The sequence below is a fragment of the Ureibacillus thermosphaericus genome (assembly GCF_002370195.2).
GTDB classification, from domain to species: domain Bacteria; phylum Bacillota; class Bacilli; order Bacillales_A; family Planococcaceae; genus Ureibacillus; species Ureibacillus thermosphaericus.
Genome location: NZ_AP018335.1, coordinates 2,576,538 through 2,594,511, shown reverse-complemented (window position 1 = coordinate 2,594,511; position 17,974 = coordinate 2,576,538). Strand labels below are relative to the sequence as shown.

Annotated in this window: 23 protein-coding genes and 1 other annotated feature; of the genes, 22 read left to right on the top strand and 1 reads right to left on the bottom strand. The window is 36.8% G+C overall.

The annotated features are described in order from the left end of the window. The first annotated feature begins 264 nt into the window (after window positions 1-264). The 15 genes from UtA1_RS12440 to UtA1_RS12370 all read left to right on the top strand — a co-directional run bounded on the left by UtA1_RS12440 (window position 265) and on the right by UtA1_RS12370 (window position 10,447). Window positions 265-1,284, top strand: coding sequence for a rod shape-determining protein (locus tag UtA1_RS12440; RefSeq protein ID WP_096551351.1), 1,020 nt, complete (start codon window positions 265-267; stop codon window positions 1,282-1,284). Window positions 1,285-1,296: 12 nt separating this feature from the next. Next, on the top strand, window positions 1,297-2,211 hold the full coding sequence (mreC, locus tag UtA1_RS12435) for a rod shape-determining protein MreC (protein WP_096551349.1): 915 nt from the start codon (window positions 1,297-1,299) through the stop codon (window positions 2,209-2,211). Next, window positions 2,211-2,738, top strand: a complete 528-nt coding sequence (gene mreD, locus UtA1_RS12430; RefSeq protein ID WP_016838414.1) for a rod shape-determining protein MreD — start codon at window positions 2,211-2,213, stop codon at window positions 2,736-2,738. Before mreC ends, mreD begins: the two co-directional genes overlap by 1 nt. 28 nt (window positions 2,739-2,766) lie before the next feature. Next, window positions 2,767-3,432, top strand: coding sequence for a septum site-determining protein MinC (locus tag UtA1_RS12425; protein WP_096551347.1), 666 nt, complete (start codon window positions 2,767-2,769; stop codon window positions 3,430-3,432). Window position 3,433: 1 nt separating this feature from the next. Continuing rightward, a complete protein-coding gene (gene minD / locus UtA1_RS12420) occupies window positions 3,434-4,231 on the top strand; it encodes a septum site-determining protein MinD (protein ID WP_016838412.1) in 798 nt (265 codons plus the stop codon). 211 nt (window positions 4,232-4,442) lie between these two features. Then, window positions 4,443-4,994 carry a peptidoglycan DD-metalloendopeptidase family protein gene (locus UtA1_RS12415; protein WP_026019083.1) on the top strand — a complete coding sequence of 184 codons (552 nt, stop codon included), beginning with the start codon at window positions 4,443-4,445 and terminating at the stop codon, window positions 4,992-4,994. Then, window positions 4,967-5,605, top strand: coding sequence for a M50 family metallopeptidase (locus UtA1_RS12410; RefSeq protein ID WP_232019840.1), 639 nt, complete (start codon window positions 4,967-4,969; stop codon window positions 5,603-5,605). The genes UtA1_RS12415 and UtA1_RS12410 overlap by 28 nt, the downstream gene beginning before the upstream one ends. Before the next feature lie 43 nt (window positions 5,606-5,648). Next, window positions 5,649-5,726, top strand: a sequence feature (ribosomal protein L21 leader region). Window positions 5,727-5,738: 12 nt separating this feature from the next. Then, the gene (gene rplU, locus UtA1_RS12405; RefSeq protein ID WP_016838408.1) at window positions 5,739-6,047 is read left to right on the top strand and encodes a 50S ribosomal protein L21; all 309 of its coding nucleotides are present in this window, start codon (window positions 5,739-5,741) and stop codon (window positions 6,045-6,047) included. Between the two features lie 11 nt (window positions 6,048-6,058). Then, a complete protein-coding gene (locus UtA1_RS12400) occupies window positions 6,059-6,415 on the top strand; it encodes a ribosomal-processing cysteine protease Prp (protein ID WP_016838407.1) in 357 nt (118 codons plus the stop codon). A gap of 5 nt (window positions 6,416-6,420) precedes the next feature. Next, a complete protein-coding gene (gene rpmA / locus UtA1_RS12395; protein WP_026019082.1) occupies window positions 6,421-6,711 on the top strand; it encodes a 50S ribosomal protein L27 in 291 nt (96 codons plus the stop codon). A gap of 138 nt (window positions 6,712-6,849) precedes the next feature. After that, window positions 6,850-7,371 carry a Spo0B domain-containing protein gene (locus UtA1_RS12390; protein ID WP_172597873.1) on the top strand — a complete coding sequence of 174 codons (522 nt, stop codon included), beginning with the start codon at window positions 6,850-6,852 and terminating at the stop codon, window positions 7,369-7,371. A 4-nt stretch (window positions 7,372-7,375) separates the two neighbouring features. Beyond that, a complete protein-coding gene (gene obgE, locus UtA1_RS12385) occupies window positions 7,376-8,662 on the top strand; it encodes a GTPase ObgE (protein WP_016838404.1) in 1,287 nt (428 codons plus the stop codon). Window positions 8,663-8,676: 14 nt separating this feature from the next. Next, entirely contained in the window at window positions 8,677-9,132 is a 456-nt protein-coding gene (locus UtA1_RS12380; protein ID WP_016838403.1) for an ACT domain-containing protein, read from the top strand. Between the two features lie 47 nt (window positions 9,133-9,179). Then, entirely contained in the window at window positions 9,180-10,055 is an 876-nt protein-coding gene (pheA, locus tag UtA1_RS12375; RefSeq protein WP_096551343.1) for a prephenate dehydratase, read from the top strand. A gap of 2 nt (window positions 10,056-10,057) precedes the next feature. Then, complete coding sequence (locus tag UtA1_RS12370) at window positions 10,058-10,447, top strand: thiol-disulfide oxidoreductase DCC family protein (protein ID WP_331854511.1); 390 nt, start codon at window positions 10,058-10,060, stop codon at window positions 10,445-10,447. A gap of 100 nt (window positions 10,448-10,547) precedes the next feature. On the opposite strand, the gene UtA1_RS12365 is transcribed toward UtA1_RS12370, so the two are convergent. Beyond that, window positions 10,548-11,078: a transcription repressor NadR gene (locus UtA1_RS12365; RefSeq protein ID WP_016838400.1), complete on the bottom strand. Its 531-nt coding sequence runs from the start codon at window positions 11,076-11,078 to the stop codon at window positions 10,548-10,550. A 135-nt stretch (window positions 11,079-11,213) separates the two neighbouring features. Between UtA1_RS12365 and UtA1_RS17855 the strand changes: the two genes are divergently transcribed. The 7 genes from UtA1_RS17855 to yajC all read left to right on the top strand — a co-directional run bounded on the left by UtA1_RS17855 (window position 11,214) and on the right by yajC (window position 17,755). Next, on the top strand, window positions 11,214-12,503 hold the full coding sequence (locus UtA1_RS17855; protein ID WP_408647290.1) for a LysM peptidoglycan-binding domain-containing protein: 1,290 nt from the start codon (window positions 11,214-11,216) through the stop codon (window positions 12,501-12,503). After that, window positions 12,504-13,364, top strand: a complete 861-nt coding sequence (locus UtA1_RS12355) for a phosphotransferase (protein WP_016838398.1) — start codon at window positions 12,504-12,506, stop codon at window positions 13,362-13,364. Between the two features lie 117 nt (window positions 13,365-13,481). Beyond that, on the top strand, window positions 13,482-14,102 hold the full coding sequence (gene ruvA / locus UtA1_RS12350; protein ID WP_096551341.1) for a Holliday junction branch migration protein RuvA: 621 nt from the start codon (window positions 13,482-13,484) through the stop codon (window positions 14,100-14,102). A 15-nt stretch (window positions 14,103-14,117) separates the two neighbouring features. Continuing rightward, entirely contained in the window at window positions 14,118-15,122 is a 1,005-nt protein-coding gene (gene ruvB / locus UtA1_RS12345) for a Holliday junction branch migration DNA helicase RuvB (RefSeq protein ID WP_096551339.1), read from the top strand. Window positions 15,123-15,135: 13 nt separating this feature from the next. Beyond that, window positions 15,136-16,173, top strand: coding sequence for a tRNA preQ1(34) S-adenosylmethionine ribosyltransferase-isomerase QueA (gene queA, locus UtA1_RS12340; protein ID WP_096551337.1), 1,038 nt, complete (start codon window positions 15,136-15,138; stop codon window positions 16,171-16,173). 53 nt (window positions 16,174-16,226) lie between these two features. Then, entirely contained in the window at window positions 16,227-17,372 is a 1,146-nt protein-coding gene (gene tgt, locus UtA1_RS12335; protein ID WP_096551335.1) for a tRNA guanosine(34) transglycosylase Tgt, read from the top strand. A 122-nt stretch (window positions 17,373-17,494) separates the two neighbouring features. Continuing rightward, the gene (yajC, locus tag UtA1_RS12330) at window positions 17,495-17,755 is read left to right on the top strand and encodes a preprotein translocase subunit YajC (RefSeq protein ID WP_016838393.1); all 261 of its coding nucleotides are present in this window, start codon (window positions 17,495-17,497) and stop codon (window positions 17,753-17,755) included. The last annotated feature ends 219 nt before the right edge of the window (window positions 17,756-17,974 follow it).

Genomic DNA, 17,974 nt, shown 5'->3' with positions numbered 1-17,974 from the left:
ATTTCAACGAACCTGTTTTCGTAAAGTTCGTCTAATAAAAGGTGGATTTGTAATGAGATTGTAATTTCAAATAATGTTTTTTTCATTGTTTCAATCGCTATTTCACAATACAATGATAAATGCGAAAATTATATGTGTTGCATGCAAAGCGGGTAAAAACTATTTGTAACACTATAATTTTTCGACATTATCCGCTATAATAAAACTTATGATTTTGGACAGTCTTAGAGAAAGAAAGGCGTAAATAGAAAGGAAGTACAAAACTTGTTTGGATTAGGACAAAAAGATGTAGGTATAGACCTTGGTACAGCGAATACTTTAGTTTTTGTTAAAGGAAAAGGAATTGTGTTACGTGAACCATCTGTTGTGGCGAAAAATACAAAAACAGGTGATATTGTTGCAGTCGGAAATGATGCGAAAAATATGATTGGTCGTACACCTGGCTCCATAGTAGCTATTCGACCAATGAAAGATGGTGTTATTGCAGATTTCGATATTACGACTGCGATGATTCAATATTATTTAAAGCAGGCGTTGAAAAATTCTAGTTCAAATTGGAAAAAACCAAATGTGATGATTTGTGTACCATATGGTATTACTTCTGTTGAACAGCGAGCAGTTATTGATGCAGCTCGCCAAGCAGGAGCAAAAGAAGCCTTTACAATTGAAGAGCCTTTTGCAGCTGCCATCGGTGCAGAACTTCCAGTTTGGGATCCAACTGGTTCTATGGTAGTTGATATAGGAGGAGGAACGACGGAGGTTGCCGTTATTTCCTTAGGTGGCATCGTGACAAGCGAATCTGTTCGAATTGCTGGGGATGCAATGGATCAAGCAATCATAAGCTATATCCGTAAAACATATAACTTAACGATTGGAGAAAGAACAGCAGAACAGATTAAGATGGAAATTGGTACAGCACGTGTTGATGAAATGGATGAAAAGATGGAAATTCGTGGCCGAGATTTATTGACAGGGTTACCGAAAACAATTGAAATTTCAGCTAGTGAAATTTCTGAATCATTAAAAGAAGCCGTTGCAGCTATAATTGATGGTGTGAAGAAAACATTAGAAAAAACCCCACCAGAACTTTCTGCAGACGTCATGGAACGAGGAATCGTTCTTACAGGTGGTGGAGCGCTCTTAAAAAATCTTGATAAAGTAATAAGTGACGAGACAAAAATGCCTGTATTTATTGCTGAAAATCCGTTAGATTGTGTTGCGTTAGGTACAGGAAAAGCGTTAGAACATATTGATTTAATTCGATCTCAGCAGTTGAAAAAATAAGGGGGGATAGCAATGCCACATTTTTCGAACAAAAAACTCATTATACTTTTAGTTGGTATGATTTTACTTGTGGCATTGATCAGCTTTTCATTACGCGATCGTCAAAATGCGACTCTCCCCGAACAATTCATTAAAGATTCAGTTGGCTTAGCACAAAGTGTTGTTGCTAAGCCAGCTAATTACATAACAGGTATCTTTTATAATATTCAATCATTATTAAATACTTATGAAGAAAACCAGCGCTTGAAAATGAGGTTGGAAGATTTTGCAGTTTTACAGGCAGAAGTAAATACTTTAAAGTCGGAAAACGAACAATTGCGGGAACTATTGGAAAAAAAAGATAGCTTACGAGATTACGATCCGCTTCGTGCAACAGTCATTGCAAGAAATCCTGATCAGTGGGAAGAAAAAATTATTATCAATAAAGGCTCTTCCCATGGTGTAAAGCAAAACATGGCGGTTATGACGACTAAAGGATTAATTGGTAAAATAAGCTTAGTTACTCCTTTTACTTCTGAAGTGGAATTATTGTATACAAACAATCCAAATTTCCGAGTTTCAGCAATGGTTCAAGGTGAAAAAGTGGTCGCTTTTGGCTTAATTGAAGGATATGACGAAGAGCGTAATGAATTAATATTAAAAAGAATTGATTCCAGTATAGAAATTAGTGTAGGTGAAAAAGTTGTTACTTCAGGTTTAGGAGGTATTTTCCCAAAAGGAATACTCATTGGAGAAATTACAGAAGTGACAACGGAAGACTTTGGTTTAACGAAAATGGCATATATACGTCCATCTGCTGATTTTTCAATGTTAGAAGAAGTCATTATTGCAAAGCGTAGTGCAACGGTCATCGACGGTTCTGATGGTGATGGAACAAATGCAGACTTAACAAATAATACGGGCATACCGGGTGAGGGTGAAGAATAATGTGGATCCGCTTAACGATTCCCTTTATTGCAATTGTATTATTTTTATTAGAACCTGAATTCGCATTGTTCTCACCGATTGAATGGAACGGGGAGATAATTTATTTAGTTCCTCGTTTTCTTATACTTTATTTAATTTTTATTTCTATTTATTACAGTCGCAAACGTGCGGTAACGTACGGTTTGTTTTTTGGACTCTTGTACGATGTGTTTTACATTGATATCATTGGTTTATACACTGTGTTGTACCCACTGGTATGCTATACAGCTGGTTGGTCTGTAAAATATATCCACCAACATTTAAGTATTACGACAATTCTGTCAGTAGTTTTAGTTGCATTGATGGAACTTATTTTATACTATTTCTTCCATTTTATTCAATTTACCACTTTGCCTTTTAAAGAGTTTTTATTGATTCGATTAATCCCTTCAATTCTAGCTAATTTACTCTACTTAATTATGCTTGGTTGGGCATTTAAATATTTAATAGATGCGCGAGTATTGCAAAAAGCTCGCGAACTATCTTAATTTTAATCAAGCGAGAGGTGTCACTCTTATGAAAAAACAGCTTGTCCATATGAAAGGGACAAAAGACGGTTTAGTGCTTCGGCTTGATGATCAGTGCGCCTACGCAGAACTGGTTGAAGAACTTGAGAAAAAAGTATCAGAAGGTGGAATTGATGGTAGAGTGAATGTCTCTCTCGATTTAGGCTATCGCTACCTTCTTGAACATCAAAAACAAGAAATAATTAAAATTATTGAGCAACCTGGTAAAATGGTCGTATCGAAAGTGTTTAGCAATGTCATTACAGTGGATGAAAACAATGCAAAAATTCAAGAAAATCAATGTGATACATATGTAGGCATTGTTCGTTCAGGACAAGTCATTCAAGCGCCAGGTGATATTATTATTGTTGGCGATGTCAATCCAAATGGAAAAATTGAAGCTGGTGGAAATATATTCGTATTGGGAAAATTAAAAGGCATCGCTCATGCAGGGATTGACGGAAATCGTGAGGCCATTGTAGCTGCCTCATGGTTCGAACCAACTCATGTTTACATAGCAGATGTGATTGAAGTGATGTCGAATGAAAAACCAATAATAAAAGAACATGCAGAGCAATTATTTGCATATATAAATAAAAATGGAAATATTTCATATGATCGATTACAAGAAGTGCGAAATATACGACCATTACTAAACACAAAAGGAGGTAGCTAATGTGGGGGAAGCTATTGTAATAACTTCAGGTAAAGGCGGAGTTGGCAAAACGACAACAACAGCTAACCTAGGTACTGCTCTAGCACTTCAAGGGAAAAAAGTATGCTTAGTGGATACGGATATTGGCCTCAGAAATTTAGACCTTGTTCTTGGTTTAGACAATCGCATCATCTACGATTTAGTAGATGTGGTTGAAGGGCGCTGCAAAATTCATCAAGCTTTAGTAAAAGACAAACGTGTAGACGATAAATTATTTTTACTGCCAGCTGCCCAAACAACTGATAAGAATGCCGTGACACCTGAGCAAATGAAAAGTTTAATTGAAGAATTAAAACGAGAATTTGAATATGTTTTAATTGATTGTCCTGCAGGGATAGAGCAAGGTTATCGCAATGCTGTAGCTGGTGCGGATAGCGCTATTGTTGTTACAACTCCAGAAATTTCTGCAGTGCGTGATGCAGATCGAATTATCGGTTTACTCGAACAAGAGCAAATTGATCCTCCGAAGCTTATCATTAACCGAGTTCGAAAAGATTTAATGAACCAAGGTGATGCAATGGACATCAATGAAATTACAACGCATTTATCCATTGATTTATTAGGAATTATAATCGATTGTGAGGACGTTATTGCTTCTTCAAATAAGGGTGAGCCAATCGTGATGGATCCAAATAATAAAGCTTCATTGGGGTATCGTAACATCGCTAGAAGAATTTTAGGAGAATCGGTTCCATTGATGACGCTTGAAGAACAGCATAAAGGAGTATTTAGAAAATTAATTTCAATCTTTTCAAAATAATACAGAGGAGAAAAAAGACTGTACAAAAAGGGTTCTGAAGCTTTGTGGATAGCAATTTAAATTGATTTCCGCAAAGTCGAGAAAGAATCAACAACTTATGTTAACTTTTTGAGCAGTCTTATTATTCATCCCTTTATTCTCATTTTTCAACATATAGAATCGTATTTTCATATTTTTCATATACTAAGGAAAAATGAGAATGGATGAGGGTATGAACAAAAAATGGAAATGGATTGCTTCATTTTTGCTTTGTACCGGTGTGCTGATTGGTAACTTCTTACATGAAACGGGAAGAATCTCCATTGATGTGAAAAAAATTGTATATAGTTCTGAAGATTTAACGTTCATGAGAAATGTTTTAAGGGAGATATTTGATAAGAAAGCACATGACACGATTGCTGTTTCCTCAGAGCCTATTAATCAAGAATTATTAACATTTGTACAAGTTAAGCCATACTTCAAAGGGTATTTATTTACCTACGAAGAATCGGTACCCTTAATTGCGATTGATCATGGTCTAGTCGTATATACGGGATATTCAAAAGATACGGGGAAAACGATTTCAGTATATTATGAGGATGATACGACTGTGACTTATGGAAATGTGGATTCTTTTTCATTGTTGCCTTACACATCTATTGAAAGAGGAGGCACAATCGGGAAAAAAGAGCCAGGGGATTTGTACATTCAAGTAGAGAAGGATGGGAACATTCTTAATTTAGAAGAAACATTACTATGGATGAAAGAGCATATGCGACCATGATGCGTATGACGATTCATCCATTATTTTTACCCCTTTTATTTGGCATGATACTTTATGGAAATGTTTCCTATTATGCACTTATTCTAACTTCATTATTAATTCACGAATTTGGACATATTCTAATGGCTTGGCTGTTAGGGGTAAAAGTCAAGCGATGTGTACTCATGCCGTATGGTGGGGAAATTGAACTTGAAGGTGGCTACTCGTTGTCGCCTCACAAGCAACTCCTTATTAGCTTAGGAGGACCTGTCGCTACATTTTGTTGTATGTTGATGGCTCCCTTTCTAGATCCTTTATTGGCCAAGCCTTTTATAAAAATTCAGATCGTTTTATTGTGCATCAATTTAATACCTGTATGGCCTCTCGATGGAGGAAGAATTGTTTTCGCGCTTATTTTACTTTTTTGTAAAAAAGCGAAAGTATATGAATTGTTTTTAGCAATCTCTTTCATACTAATTACGTTGACGGTAATCATTACATTTATTCTGTTGCCAAAAACACTATTTTTATTTGTTCTTAGTATTTTCTTATGGTTTCATATCATACAAGAATGGCGTTATCGAAAATACCGAATCGCCTTTGAAAAATATGTATTGAATCGATTGACTTAACACATTCAGTATGATAACATTTCATATGTTATTGTTTGTAGCACCTGTGCTACAACCGCTCTGGAAAGGTTATAAAGTATCATGATGATCACCTTTCTTACAGGCGAGTCTTAGACTAGAGGAGGTGCAAGTAATGTACGCTATTATCGAAACTGGTGGAAAACAGTATAAAGTTGAAGCTGGACAAGAAATTTACGTAGAAAAATTAGGTGTTGAGCCAAACGAGGTAGTAACTTTCGATAAAGTTCTTTTCGTTGGTGGCGAAACAGTGAAAGTTGGTACTCCAACTGTTGAAGGCGCAACTGTAACAGCGAAAGTTGTGAAAGAAGGCCGTGGTAAAAAAATCACTGTTTTCAAATACAAACCTAAGAAAAACTATCGTCGTAAACAAGGTCACCGTCAACCTTATACTAAATTAGTAATTGAATCAATCAACGCATAAGAGGTGACCGGATGATTACGGTAACCCTACATCACGACGAAAATCGCCGTGTATCTGCCTTTGAATTTTCTGGACATGCTGAATACGATGAATCAGGGAAAGATTTAGTATGTGCAGGTGCATCGACCATTGCGATTGGTACGGTCAATGCTATTTATGCACTATTAAATATTGAACCGAAAATCGAGCAGGCAAATGAAGGTGGAGGCTACTTAAAAGTAGACTTGCCAACGGATATAGATTCAGAAGTAGATGAAAAATTACAATTGATTGTGCAAGTAATGACTGCACAAGTTTATTCAATGGTACAAAATTACGGTCAATATATCCAAATCAACTACAGGCAAGTAGGAGGTGGAACACAATGAAATACTTGTTATCATTAGACCTTCAATTTTTCGCTTCTAAAAAAGGGGTAGGTTCTACTAAGAACGGTCGTGACTCTGAAGCAAAACGCCTTGGTGCAAAACGTGCGGATGGTCAATTTGTAACTGGTGGTTCAATTCTTTACCGTCAACGCGGTACAAGAATTTACCCAGGTGCTAACGTAGGCCGCGGTGGAGACGACACACTTTACGCTAAAATTGACGGAATTGTACGCTTCGAACGTATGGGGCGCGATAAGAAAAAAGTAAGTGTATACCCTGTTGCACAAGAAGCATAATTTGATTGATTATGAAAGGACTGCAAATGCAGTCCTTTTTTCTATCTAAAAAAACTCCTTCCAATAGAAGAAATATAAAGAAAAAATTGCTATACTTAAATAGGTATTGCCGAGCATTATTGGATGGGAGTGGGGAAATTGACTAAGCTAACTGTCAATGAAATATTAAGAGCAGCTAATCATGATTTTATTAATCAGTTGCAATTAATTAAAATGAACTTAGATTTAAATCGAATTGATGACGCAAAAAAGATTATAGAAAATTACTGTAATCATTATAAATCATTATCAATTTTAAATAGATTAAATTGTCCTAAAACCGTTGAATGGATTCAAACTTTTCATTATCGATTTCCCTCTATTGAATTAAAGTTAAAAATAGATGGAACGACTGCTCCAAAGGTGAAAAAAGATGAAGAAACTGTAGAATACTTAGAAAAGACGATTCAACATGTTTATCCTCATTTAGATCCATACAGTGAACAAGAGTTGTTGCTTACGATTGAATCCAAAGAGGAAATCTTACGAATCACCTTTGATTTACATGGAAAATGGAATATTAAACCTTTTAGCTCGGAGAAATATAGTAACAATTTGGACATTACCACTGAAAAAGAATCCATAAATGATTGGAAATATGTTTTAACCTTTAAGGAGTGAAATTATGTTTGTAGATCACGTAAAAATATATGTTAAGGGCGGAGATGGCGGAGATGGAATGGTTGCCTTTCGCCGTGAAAAATATGTACCGTATGGTGGTCCAGCTGGTGGAGACGGCGGAAATGGTGGCAATGTCGTCTTTGAAGTGGATGAAGGATTACGTACATTAATGGATTTCCGCTATAACCGCCATTTTAAAGCACCCCGAGGCGAAAATGGTATGAGTAAAGGGATGCATGGAAAAAATGCAAAAGATTTAATTGTAAAAGTTCCACCTGGAACGGTAGTGATCAATGAAGAAACTGGAAACGTCATTGCGGATTTAGTTGAACATGGACAACGCGCTATTATTGCAAAAGGGGGCAGAGGTGGCCGAGGAAATATGCGCTTTGCCACACCAGCAAATCCTGCACCTGAACTTTCGGAAAAAGGAGAACCTGGGCAAGAATTAAATGTTATATTGGAATTGAAAGTATTAGCAGATGTTGGACTTGTAGGATTCCCTAGCGTTGGGAAATCGACACTGCTTTCCGTTGTTTCCGCAGCAAAGCCAAAAATCGGTGCCTATCATTTTACAACGATTGTTCCAAATCTAGGAGTAGTTGAAACAGATGATGGTCGCAGCTTTGTCATGGCAGATTTACCGGGCTTAATTGAAGGAGCCCATCAAGGTGTGGGGTTAGGGATGCAATTCTTGCGCCATATTGAGCGAACTAGAGTAATTGTGCATGTTATCGATATGTCTGGAATGGAAGGACGCGATCCATTCGAGGATTATGTGACGATAAATGAGGAGTTAAAACAATACAATTTACGCCTTACAGAACGACCTCAAATTGTCGTAGCGAACAAAATGGACATGCCTGGTGCAGAAGAAAATTTAGTTGAATTTAAGAAGAAAATTGGCGACGACATAAAAGTGTTTCCAATTTCAGCGATTTCGCGAAAAGGGCTTAAACCATTATTACATGAAATTGCAGACCTATTAGAAGTAACTCCTCACTTTGAACTGCATGATATAGTTGAAGAAAGTGATGCAACTGTTTTATATAAACACGAGGCGAAAGAGCAAGAATTTGAAATTACTCGAGATGATGATGGAGCATATGTGCTTAGTGGATATACAATTGAAAGATTATTTAAAATGACTGACTTCAGCCGTGATGAATCGATTCGTCGATTTGCAAGACAGCTTCGTCATTTAGGTGTGGATGATGCATTAAGAGAACGAGGTGCAAAGGACGGAGATACAGTACGCATTTTAGATTATGAATTCGAATTTGTGGAATAGTAGGGGGGATGGTGATGAAAAATGTTGCTGAACAACGCTATTATTTAGTGCGGGAAGACGTGCTCACCGATGCCATGCAAAAAACATTAGAGGCAAAGCGATTGTTGGAGACAGGAAAGGTCAACTCCATATGGGATGCGGTAAGGCAAGTGGATCTTTCTAGAAGTGCCTTCTATAAATATCGGGATGCTGTCTTTCCCTTTCACTCCATCGTAAAAGAAAGAATTTTAACGATGATTATTCAGTTGCAAGACCAAAAAGGAACATTAGCAAAAGTATTGGAAATTATTACTGAAGCTCATTGCAATATATTAACCATTCATCAAACCATTCCGATTCAAGGTCGTGCCAATGTTACCCTATCACTAGACGTTACAAGTATGATGATGGACTTAAATGAATTAATCAAAAAAATGAATGAGTTAGAATTTGTCGAGTCTGCTGAAGTGATAAGCTCGGGGGCATTATAACTCATTCTTTAAAATAAGCCATTTATTGATTGATGGGAGGCTTAATGGTGGCAAACAATGAATGGAAGTACCGGATTGCCTATTTAGGACCGGAAGCTTCATTTACGTACTTAGCAACAAATTCACTTTTCCCGAATGAATGGAACATTGCTTATCGAACGATTCCAGAGTGCATTGACGCAGTAACAAATGATTTAGTGGATTATGCGGTTGTACCCTTGGAAAATGCTTTAGAAGGCAGTGTACCACTAACAATTGATTATTTATTTCATGAAGCAAATTTATATATCATCGGGGAAATTAAATTAAAAATTCAACAGCATTTAATGGTCAATAAAGCGCAAAAAGATAATTGGGAAAAACTAGAGGGTATTTATTCCCATTCACATGCTTTAGCTCAGTGCCATAAATATTTATTTTATCGTTTTAGCCATGTTCCGTTGCATCAAACTACCTCCACTGCGCAGGCGGCAAAAATGGTCGCTGAGAATCCTGATAAATGTATTGCAGCAATCGGCAATGCGTCTTCTGCTGAAAAGTATGGATTGGAAATTGTGGAACACAATATTCATGACTTCCATTTTAACCATACTCGATTTGTTGTATTATCAAAGCACAATACTCGTTTACCAATCGAAAAATCAGATGGTCAACCGAAAACGACGCTAATGTTGACGTTGCCTCAAGATGTTGTTTCCGGAGCGTTGCATCAAGTGCTCTCGGTTTTTGCCTGGAGAAAATTGAACTTGAGCAAAATTGAATCACGACCACTAAAAACGGGATTAGGAAACTATTTCTTTATTATTGATGTGCTTGCAGATGAAAGTGAACCGATGATGAGAGGAGCCTTTGAGGAGTTACATGCTCTTGGCTGTAAAGTGAAATCACTCGGAACTTATTATACATATAATGCATCGGAGTGATCATGTTGAAGTCAATCATCTTATTTGACGGTGAGTGTAACTTTTGCAGTCGAAGTGTTCATTTTATCATGAAACGAGACCCTCAAAAAAAATTTCAGTTTGCATCTCTACAAAGTGAAGTAGGAAAATTGTTATGTAATCAGTATCAAGTTCCAAAAGATTTAAATAGCATGATTTTAATTGAAAATCAACGTTATTATGCGAAATCATCGGCCGTATTGCGCATTTCTCTAGGGCTAGAAGGGTTTTGGAAAGTTTTTTCTATATTGATGATATTCCCACCTATTCTTCGGGATACAGTTTACGATTTTATTGCAAAACATCGTTATATTTTTGGAAAAAAGAGATCTTGTAAAATACCAAATAAAGAAGATATGGAAAGATTCATATAAACATAAACAGGCTGGTAGAAAGTAATATTGTTTTCTAACCAGCCTTAATTCTTAATAATTGTTCTGCCTATTACTTTTCCTTCAACAATTTTTTAAAGAACTATTCTTCTATCAAATACCCCTTTTCACGCAGCCTTTTTTCGGCTACTTCAATTTGTTCTTTTGTCGGCGCTGAAATGACATGTAAATGGGTTCCTTGCGTTAAGACAGAAAGGTAAGTTGCATTTGTTTCCTTCACTTTTTGAAGAAACTTTTCTACGTCAATGCGGGATGATAACATCATCGAAGCTGTAATTTCTCCATACACCGGATGTTCAACAATTACATTTTTTACTGTTACCCCACAATCTACAATCGTCAACAATTCATCTTCTGTTTCTTCAGCATTATGTATACAAACAATTTTTTTTTCAAATAAAGCCGTTGTATCGTCTTGATTCATATATAAATATCCTTGGCTTGTTGCAATAATCGGTTCATTTCGCGCTTTTAATAAATTCATGTCGTTAACAATCACTTGTCGACTAACATTTGCATATTTTGCTAATTGTGTACCTGTAATGGGCTCTTTTGAATTCTTTAGGATATTTAGCAATTCATTTCTCCGTTCTTCACCAAGCATTTTTTTCATACAATCACACCTCCTAATAAAATAATGTGTATACGGATAAGCCTGTTAAACATAGTTTAACACGAGGAGTAGTAAAGGGAATTATTTTTGTGTCTTTTTTGATTCATTGTCATATTATAAAACGAGAAAAGGAGGATGTTTGTGCGAACTCACATTGTTCAAAAAGGAGATACTCTTTGGAAAATTGCTAAGCAATATGGTATCGATTTTGAGGAGTTAAAAAGATTAAATTCACATTTAGCAAATCCAGATTATATTGTGCCTGGTATGGAAATTATTTTACCAGATGATCATTTAACTCAGAAACACTCGTATGGACATAAAGAAATGCCAGATAAAGCAAAAACGATTGAAACACCGCCAAAAGATAAAAAAGTAGAGATTCCACCGAAAGCCAAACCAATCGAAACACCACCGAAAAAACAACCAGTAGAAAAAGAAATGAAATTGCCGGAAATTCCTCCAACACCACCAGTACCACAAATTGTTCCGATGCCGATTCAACAAATGCATCCACACGAAAAGACAGAATTCCACTTTGATTTTGCACCACATCTGAATATTCAACGACACATGCAACATCCACAAATAATGCCAATCCCACAACCAGTTATGCCACAGCCGATTTTCATCAAAATTCCACAACCAGAAGGAATGAAAGAAGAAACGGAAAAAGAGAAGGAAAAAGTAGTAGAGAAAGAATATGTACCGGTTCCTCAAACTCACATTGAATATGTTCCGGTGCCACAACCTATTTTTATTCCATGCATGCCGCAACATCCTTGCAACTGTAAACCGCACAAAGTAGAGCGTTGCGGTTGTAGAGAAGCGCAAGACCATATGCAACATCATGCTCAACCGTATTTCACAAACCAACATATGTTGCCTCCATGCCCTGAATATCCAATGCCATATGGAATGGATTATCAACAAATGATGCCATATGGAATGGATTATTCACAAGGTATGCCATACTCCGGCCAACCAGCTCCGGATATGCAATACAGCTTCCCGTACGAAGCAGGAATGTATGACGGAAGTGAAGCAGAAAATCCTATGATGACACAAATGGCAACAGAATATCAGACAACTCAGAATGATGATACAGATTGGCTCTTTGAATCTACTTCACAAGATGAGCAAAAAGAAGGGGAAAAAACATTGAGTCAGGATTATAGTAGTCAAATGCAAGAAGGACATCAGGACTACAATGTTTTTGAACAAGCAACAATGCCATCATACGACTATTATCAAATGCCACAAGGATATCATCCTATGAATCAAGGGATGTATCCACCGATGTTTCAATCTATGCCACAATCAATGTATCCACAAATGAATCAAGGATTCGACCCAAGTATGCAGCAATATTATCCACCGAGAATAAATCCTTGTGCACCACATTTTAAACCGTGGTCATACTAAATGCAAATTAAAAATAATATTTGGAAGCAACATGCAGGTAACGAAACACTATTCATAAAAAAATATGATCAATTTCATGTATTTGAAAAAGTAGCACTAATTCATGAAGAATTAGAAAAAATTCAGTTTCCTTATATCATTCCATTAAAAAAATCAGAAGAGCCTTATTTGCTTGTTCAAAGTTGGCAAAAGAATAGTTATAGCGCGGATTTTTCCAAGACAAAACATAGAAAGAAAGCAGTGAAGATACTAAAGGCATTACACGAAACGAATGAACAGATTGAATGGAGCCATTATTCTGTCATTCCAAAACAGAAACTCATTCAAAAATGGAATGCTAGACTTGAACGGTTTTTATTGCAAGAAAATGAGCTGGTAAAATATTTGCGTCATCAATATTACGATATTGTTCTCTATGCGAATAAAGCGTTAAAAAAGATACGTCAAAACCCAGGTTCTTTTCCAACAAAGATGACATTGCTACATGGCGATGTTGTGCACCACAATTTTTTAATGACAAGAGATGGAATGAAATTAATTGATTTTGATTTAGCGGTTGTTGGCGATGCGGCGGAAGAGATGATTTTATGGATGCACCGGGCACTACCAAATGTAGATTATGATATTGAAACATTATTAAATGAAAATAAATATTTAAGGGAAATTTGTCTTTCAAAATTACATTACTTGCAATACCCTAATGAACTGTTAAGAGAATGGCAATATGTCTTGCATCTAGGTGATTATGAGAAAGATGCTTTCTTAGAATATATAATGCCATTTACAGAAAAGGCGTTAAGGCATTGGCCTGAACTGATGGCAACAACTGATAAAATTCAAGAAATGTTTGAAGTAGGATAAAATACGAGATTATGTTAATATAAAATAGAATAGTAAATAGTTGACCGTCATAAAAGACGGTCTTTCTTTTGTTTCAATATTGTGTTTATACCGACACTCCGAATGTGAGGAATGAAAATGTACGATTATATCATTGGACAAGTGACGCGCATTACACCTGAATATGTCGTCTTAGAACAGAGCGGGATTGGATACGCAATCATCACTCCGAATCCGTTTGCTTTTCGTGTGAATGAGGAAAAACAAAGAGTATTTGTACATATGCATGTAAGAGAAGATGCTCAGCAATTGTATGGTTTTAAAACGTTAGAAGAACGAGAATTATTCAAAAAACTTATACAAGTTTCCGGTATCGGACCAAAGAGTGCGTTATCAATTCTAGCAAGTGGCAATCCTTCGCATGTTATTACAGCCATTGAAATGGAAGATGAAAAGTATTTAGTGAAATTTCCTGGTGTCGGGAAGAAGACTGCTAGACAAATGATTCTAGATTTAAAAGGGAAACTTGGTTCGCTCCTTGAGCAAGTGAAACTTCCAAGTGCTGAAGATGAACTGCCGCTATTTGGTGTGAATCCATATCAACATGAATTAGAAGAAGCAATGTTGGCTCTTCATGCACTCGGATATTCCGGAAAAGAATTAGAGAAAATTAAGCCTTTATTAAGTGAAAAGGAAGATTTACAAACGACGGAAAATTATATGAAATATGCATTAAAACTTTTGTTAACGACAAAGTAACAAGGAGGGCGGCAAGTGAATCGAATCGTTTCAAGTGAAGCAAATGAATTGGATAACCAAATTGAATTATCTTTGAGACCTCAAAGGCTTTCTCAATATATCGGGCAGCATCAAGTGAAAGATAACTTAAAGATCTTTATTGAAGCGGCAAAATTCCGACAAGAATCGTTAGACCATGTGTTGCTATACGGCCCGCCTGGATTGGGAAAAACGACTCTAGCTAATGTGATTGCAAATGAACTGGATGTAAACATTCGGCTTACAAGTGGGCCTGCAATTGAACGACCAGGAGATTTAGCGGCTATTGTTAGTTCACTAGAGCCTGGGGATGTCCTCTTTATAGATGAGATTCATCGCCTTTCCCGAGCAATTGAAGAAGTGCTGTATCCAGCGATGGAAGATTTTTGCCTAGATATCGTCGTTGGGAAAGGGCATGACGCCCGCTCTATCCGATTGGACTTGCCGCCTTTTACATTAGTAGGAGCTACAACAAGGGTAGGTTCTTTATCAGCTCCTTTACGAGATCGTTTTGGTGTATTATTAAGACTTGATTATTATGATGAACATTCATTAATTGAAATTGTAAAAAGAAGTAGTAAACTGTTTGAAGTTGAGATTGATGACAGAGCTGCAGAGGAAATTGCAAGGCGTTCCCGCGGAACTCCTCGTATTGCTAATCGCTTGTTGAAGCGGGTAAGAGACTATGCACAAGTAATAGGGGATGGAGCGATAACCCTTGATCTTGCGAAACAAGCTCTTGAATTACTTCAAGTGGATCGATACGGTTTAGATCAAATCGACCATAAATTACTAAGAAGTATGATTGTACAATTTAATGGTGGACCCGTTGGATTAGATACATTAGCGGCTTCCATCGGAGAAGAACGCATCACGATAGAAGATGTGTACGAGCCATATTTAATGCAAATTGGATTTATTCAACGTACGCCACGAGGACGTGTGGCGACAAAATTAGCTTTTGAACATCTTGGTTATACTTATTACGATGAAACAAAGTAAAAGGAAGTTATGTATGAAAATTGAAGAATTTGATTTCAACTTACCAGAAGAATTGATTGCTCAAACACCACTAAAAGATCGTGCAGCAAGTAGATTGCTGATCGTAAATCCTTTTTCAAAAGAAATTGAACATCATCAATTTCCTCATATTGTAGATGAGCTTAATGCGGGTGATTGTCTTGTATTGAATGATACCCGTGTAATGCCGGCTCGACTTTTTGGCATAAAAGAAGAAACGGGAGCTCATATCGAAGTTTTATTGTTAAAACAATTGGAAAAGAATAGATGGGAGACATTAGTCAAACCTGCAAAGAGGGTAAAAATAGGCACGACAATTTCTTTTGGCGATGGATTGTTGCGTGCGACTTGTACGGACGTTCTTGAGCATGGTGGACGAATATTTGAGTTTAGTTACGAGGGCATTTTTTATGAAGTGTTAGAAAAATTAGGTGAAATGCCATTACCACCATATATTCATGAAAAATTGGAAGATCGAGAGCGTTATCAAACAGTTTATGCAAAAGAAATTGGCTCTGCAGCAGCTCCAACAGCAGGACTTCATTTCACTGAAGAAATTCTTGAAAAAATTCGCAATAAAGGGGTTGAAATTGTCTTTATTACCCTTCATGTTGGTCTTGGAACATTCAGACCTGTAAGCAGTGAAACAGTCGAAGAACATGAAATGCATTCAGAATTTTATAGCATAAGTGAAAGTGCTGCTGAAACGATTAATCGAGTGAAAGAACAAGGTGGCAATGTCATAGCAGTCGGTACTACATCTACAAGAACCCTTGAGACTGTCGCTTCCAAATATGATGGCAAAATCAAAGCGGAACAAGGATGGACAGATATATTTATTTATCCAGGCTATGAATTTAAATGTATTGATGGTTTAATTACGAATTTCCATTTACCTAAATCAACTTTAGTAATGCTTGTGAGTGCATTGGCTGGAAAAGAGACGATTTTCCATGCCTATAGTGAAGCGATTAAAGAACGATATCGATTCTTCAGTTTTGGTGATGCGATGTTTATTCGGCCAAAAGCATAACACTCAACAATCGAAGTACTGTTTATACTTTAGATGAAGAGAGGAATTTACAAATGACACAACCTGCAATTCGATATGAACATATAAAAACATGTAAACAATCAGGAGCAAGGCTAGGAATTGTCCATACGCCACACGGTTCCTTTGAAACACCAGCATTCATGCCCGTTGGAACCCAAGCTACGGTGAAAACGATGTCACCTGAAGAGTTAAAAGAGATGGGCGCGGGCATTATTTTATCCAACACGTATCATTTATGGCTCAGACCTGGTAACGAAATCGTAAAAGAAGCAGGCGGCTTGCATCAATTCATGAATTGGGATCGTCCTATATTAACCGATTCAGGTGGATTCCAAGTATTTTCGTTGAGCGACCTTCGAAAAATTGAAGAAGAAGGGGTTTATTTCAGGAACCATTTAAACGGAGATAAGCTATTTTTAAGCCCTGAAAAATCCATTCAAATTCAAAACGATTTAGGGGCGGACATCATCATGGCGTTCGATGAATGTCCACCATATCCAGCAACTTATGAATATATGTTACAGAGCGTGGATCGAACAACACGTTGGGCGAAACGATGCAAAGAAGCGCACCAACGTCCAAAAGAACAAGGGTTATTTGGTATTGTACAAGGTGGAGAATTTGAAGACTTAAGGAAACGATCTGCGGAAGCTCTTGTAGAATTGGATTTCCCTGGATATGCTGTAGGTGGATTGTCCGTAGGTGAACCAAAAGATGTGATGTATCGAGTGTTAGAATTTACAACACCGCTACTTCCTGAAAATAAACCACGCTATTTAATGGGGGTAGGTTCTCCGGATGCTTTAATTGAAGGAGCAATACGAGGCATTGATATGTTTGATTGCGTATTGCCAACGAGAATTGCTCGAAATGGAACGCTAATGACTTTCCAAGGCCGTCTAGTTATTAAAAACGCTCAATATGCAAAAGATTTCGGACCACTTGATCCAAACTGTGACTGTTATACATGTAAAAATTACTCAAGAGCTTATATTCGTCATTTAATTCGAACTGGAGAAATTTTTGGATTGAGGCTGACAACGTACCACAATCTTTATTTCTTATTGAGATTGATGGAACAAGTAAGACAAGCAATTAGAGAAGATCGATTGCTTGATTTCCGCAATGAATTTTTTGAGCAATATGGATTTAATAAACCAAATGCGAAAAACTTTTAAGCAAAGAAGCAAACTTTGAATAATTTAAGAAATTTTTCTAATAAAATAGAAAATAAAATCGATTTTTACCTTCGTTTTATACTATACTTATGAGGTGAGAGATAGAAAGGGGGATATACTGGATGCAAACATTATATAATTTATTACCAATCATTATCATGTTTGTTGCAATGTGGTTTATTTTAGTTCGTCCGGCTCAAAAACGACAAAAAGCGACACAAGAAATGCAAAATAATTTAAAGCGTGGAGATAAAGTCGTAACAATCGGTGGACTTCACGGTGAAGTAGATGCTTTAGAAGATTCTGCTGTATATCTTCTAGTTGATGGCAAAACTCGCTTAAAATTTGAGCGTCAAGCAATTGGACGAGTTATCAACGATTAATCCATAGACAACGAATAAAAGGGGGCGTCTGAAAAGTCATTTCAAGACGCCCTTTGCGGCTGTCGCACATGCTTAGCTGCAGATAAATTGCGGCGAGGATGCGCGTTTTGTGACCACCAGAGGAGCAAAGTTTTTTAAGAGAGTATTACTAGTAAGGAGTAGGGCTGTTCAGAAAGTGATTGACTTTCTGGACAGCCCTTTTTTTGTATAGTTGACAAT

Excerpts from the sequence above, each read along its gene's own strand:
- UtA1_RS12365 (WP_016838400.1), bottom strand. The coding sequence starts at position 11,078 with ATGAAAAAAATGCTTGGTGAAGAACGGAGAAATGAATTGCTAAATATC.
- UtA1_RS12415 (WP_026019083.1), top strand. The coding sequence starts at position 4,443 with ATGAACAAAAAATGGAAATGGATTGCTTCATTTTTGCTTTGTACCGGT.
- UtA1_RS12380 (WP_016838403.1), top strand. The coding sequence starts at position 8,677 with ATGAAAAATGTTGCTGAACAACGCTATTATTTAGTGCGGGAAGACGTG.
- UtA1_RS12410 (WP_232019840.1), top strand. The coding sequence starts at position 4,967 with ATGGATGAAAGAGCATATGCGACCATGATGCGTATGACGATTCATCCA.
- queA (WP_096551337.1), top strand. The coding sequence starts at position 15,136 with ATGAAAATTGAAGAATTTGATTTCAACTTACCAGAAGAATTGATTGCT.
- mreC (WP_096551349.1), top strand. The coding sequence starts at position 1,297 with ATGCCACATTTTTCGAACAAAAAACTCATTATACTTTTAGTTGGTATG.
- mreD (WP_016838414.1), top strand. The coding sequence starts at position 2,211 with ATGTGGATCCGCTTAACGATTCCCTTTATTGCAATTGTATTATTTTTA.
- tgt (WP_096551335.1), top strand. The coding sequence starts at position 16,227 with ATGACACAACCTGCAATTCGATATGAACATATAAAAACATGTAAACAA.
- yajC (WP_016838393.1), top strand. The coding sequence starts at position 17,495 with ATGCAAACATTATATAATTTATTACCAATCATTATCATGTTTGTTGCA.
- rplU (WP_016838408.1), top strand. The coding sequence starts at position 5,739 with ATGTACGCTATTATCGAAACTGGTGGAAAACAGTATAAAGTTGAAGCT.
- UtA1_RS17855 (WP_408647290.1), top strand. The coding sequence starts at position 11,214 with ATGTTTGTGCGAACTCACATTGTTCAAAAAGGAGATACTCTTTGGAAA.
- UtA1_RS12370 (WP_331854511.1), top strand. The coding sequence starts at position 10,058 with ATGTTGAAGTCAATCATCTTATTTGACGGTGAGTGTAACTTTTGCAGT.
- ruvA (WP_096551341.1), top strand. The coding sequence starts at position 13,482 with ATGTACGATTATATCATTGGACAAGTGACGCGCATTACACCTGAATAT.
- obgE (WP_016838404.1), top strand. The coding sequence starts at position 7,376 with ATGTTTGTAGATCACGTAAAAATATATGTTAAGGGCGGAGATGGCGGA.
- UtA1_RS12355 (WP_016838398.1), top strand. The coding sequence starts at position 12,504 with ATGCAAATTAAAAATAATATTTGGAAGCAACATGCAGGTAACGAAACA.
- UtA1_RS12400 (WP_016838407.1), top strand. The coding sequence starts at position 6,059 with ATGATTACGGTAACCCTACATCACGACGAAAATCGCCGTGTATCTGCC.
- UtA1_RS12425 (WP_096551347.1), top strand. The coding sequence starts at position 2,767 with ATGAAAAAACAGCTTGTCCATATGAAAGGGACAAAAGACGGTTTAGTG.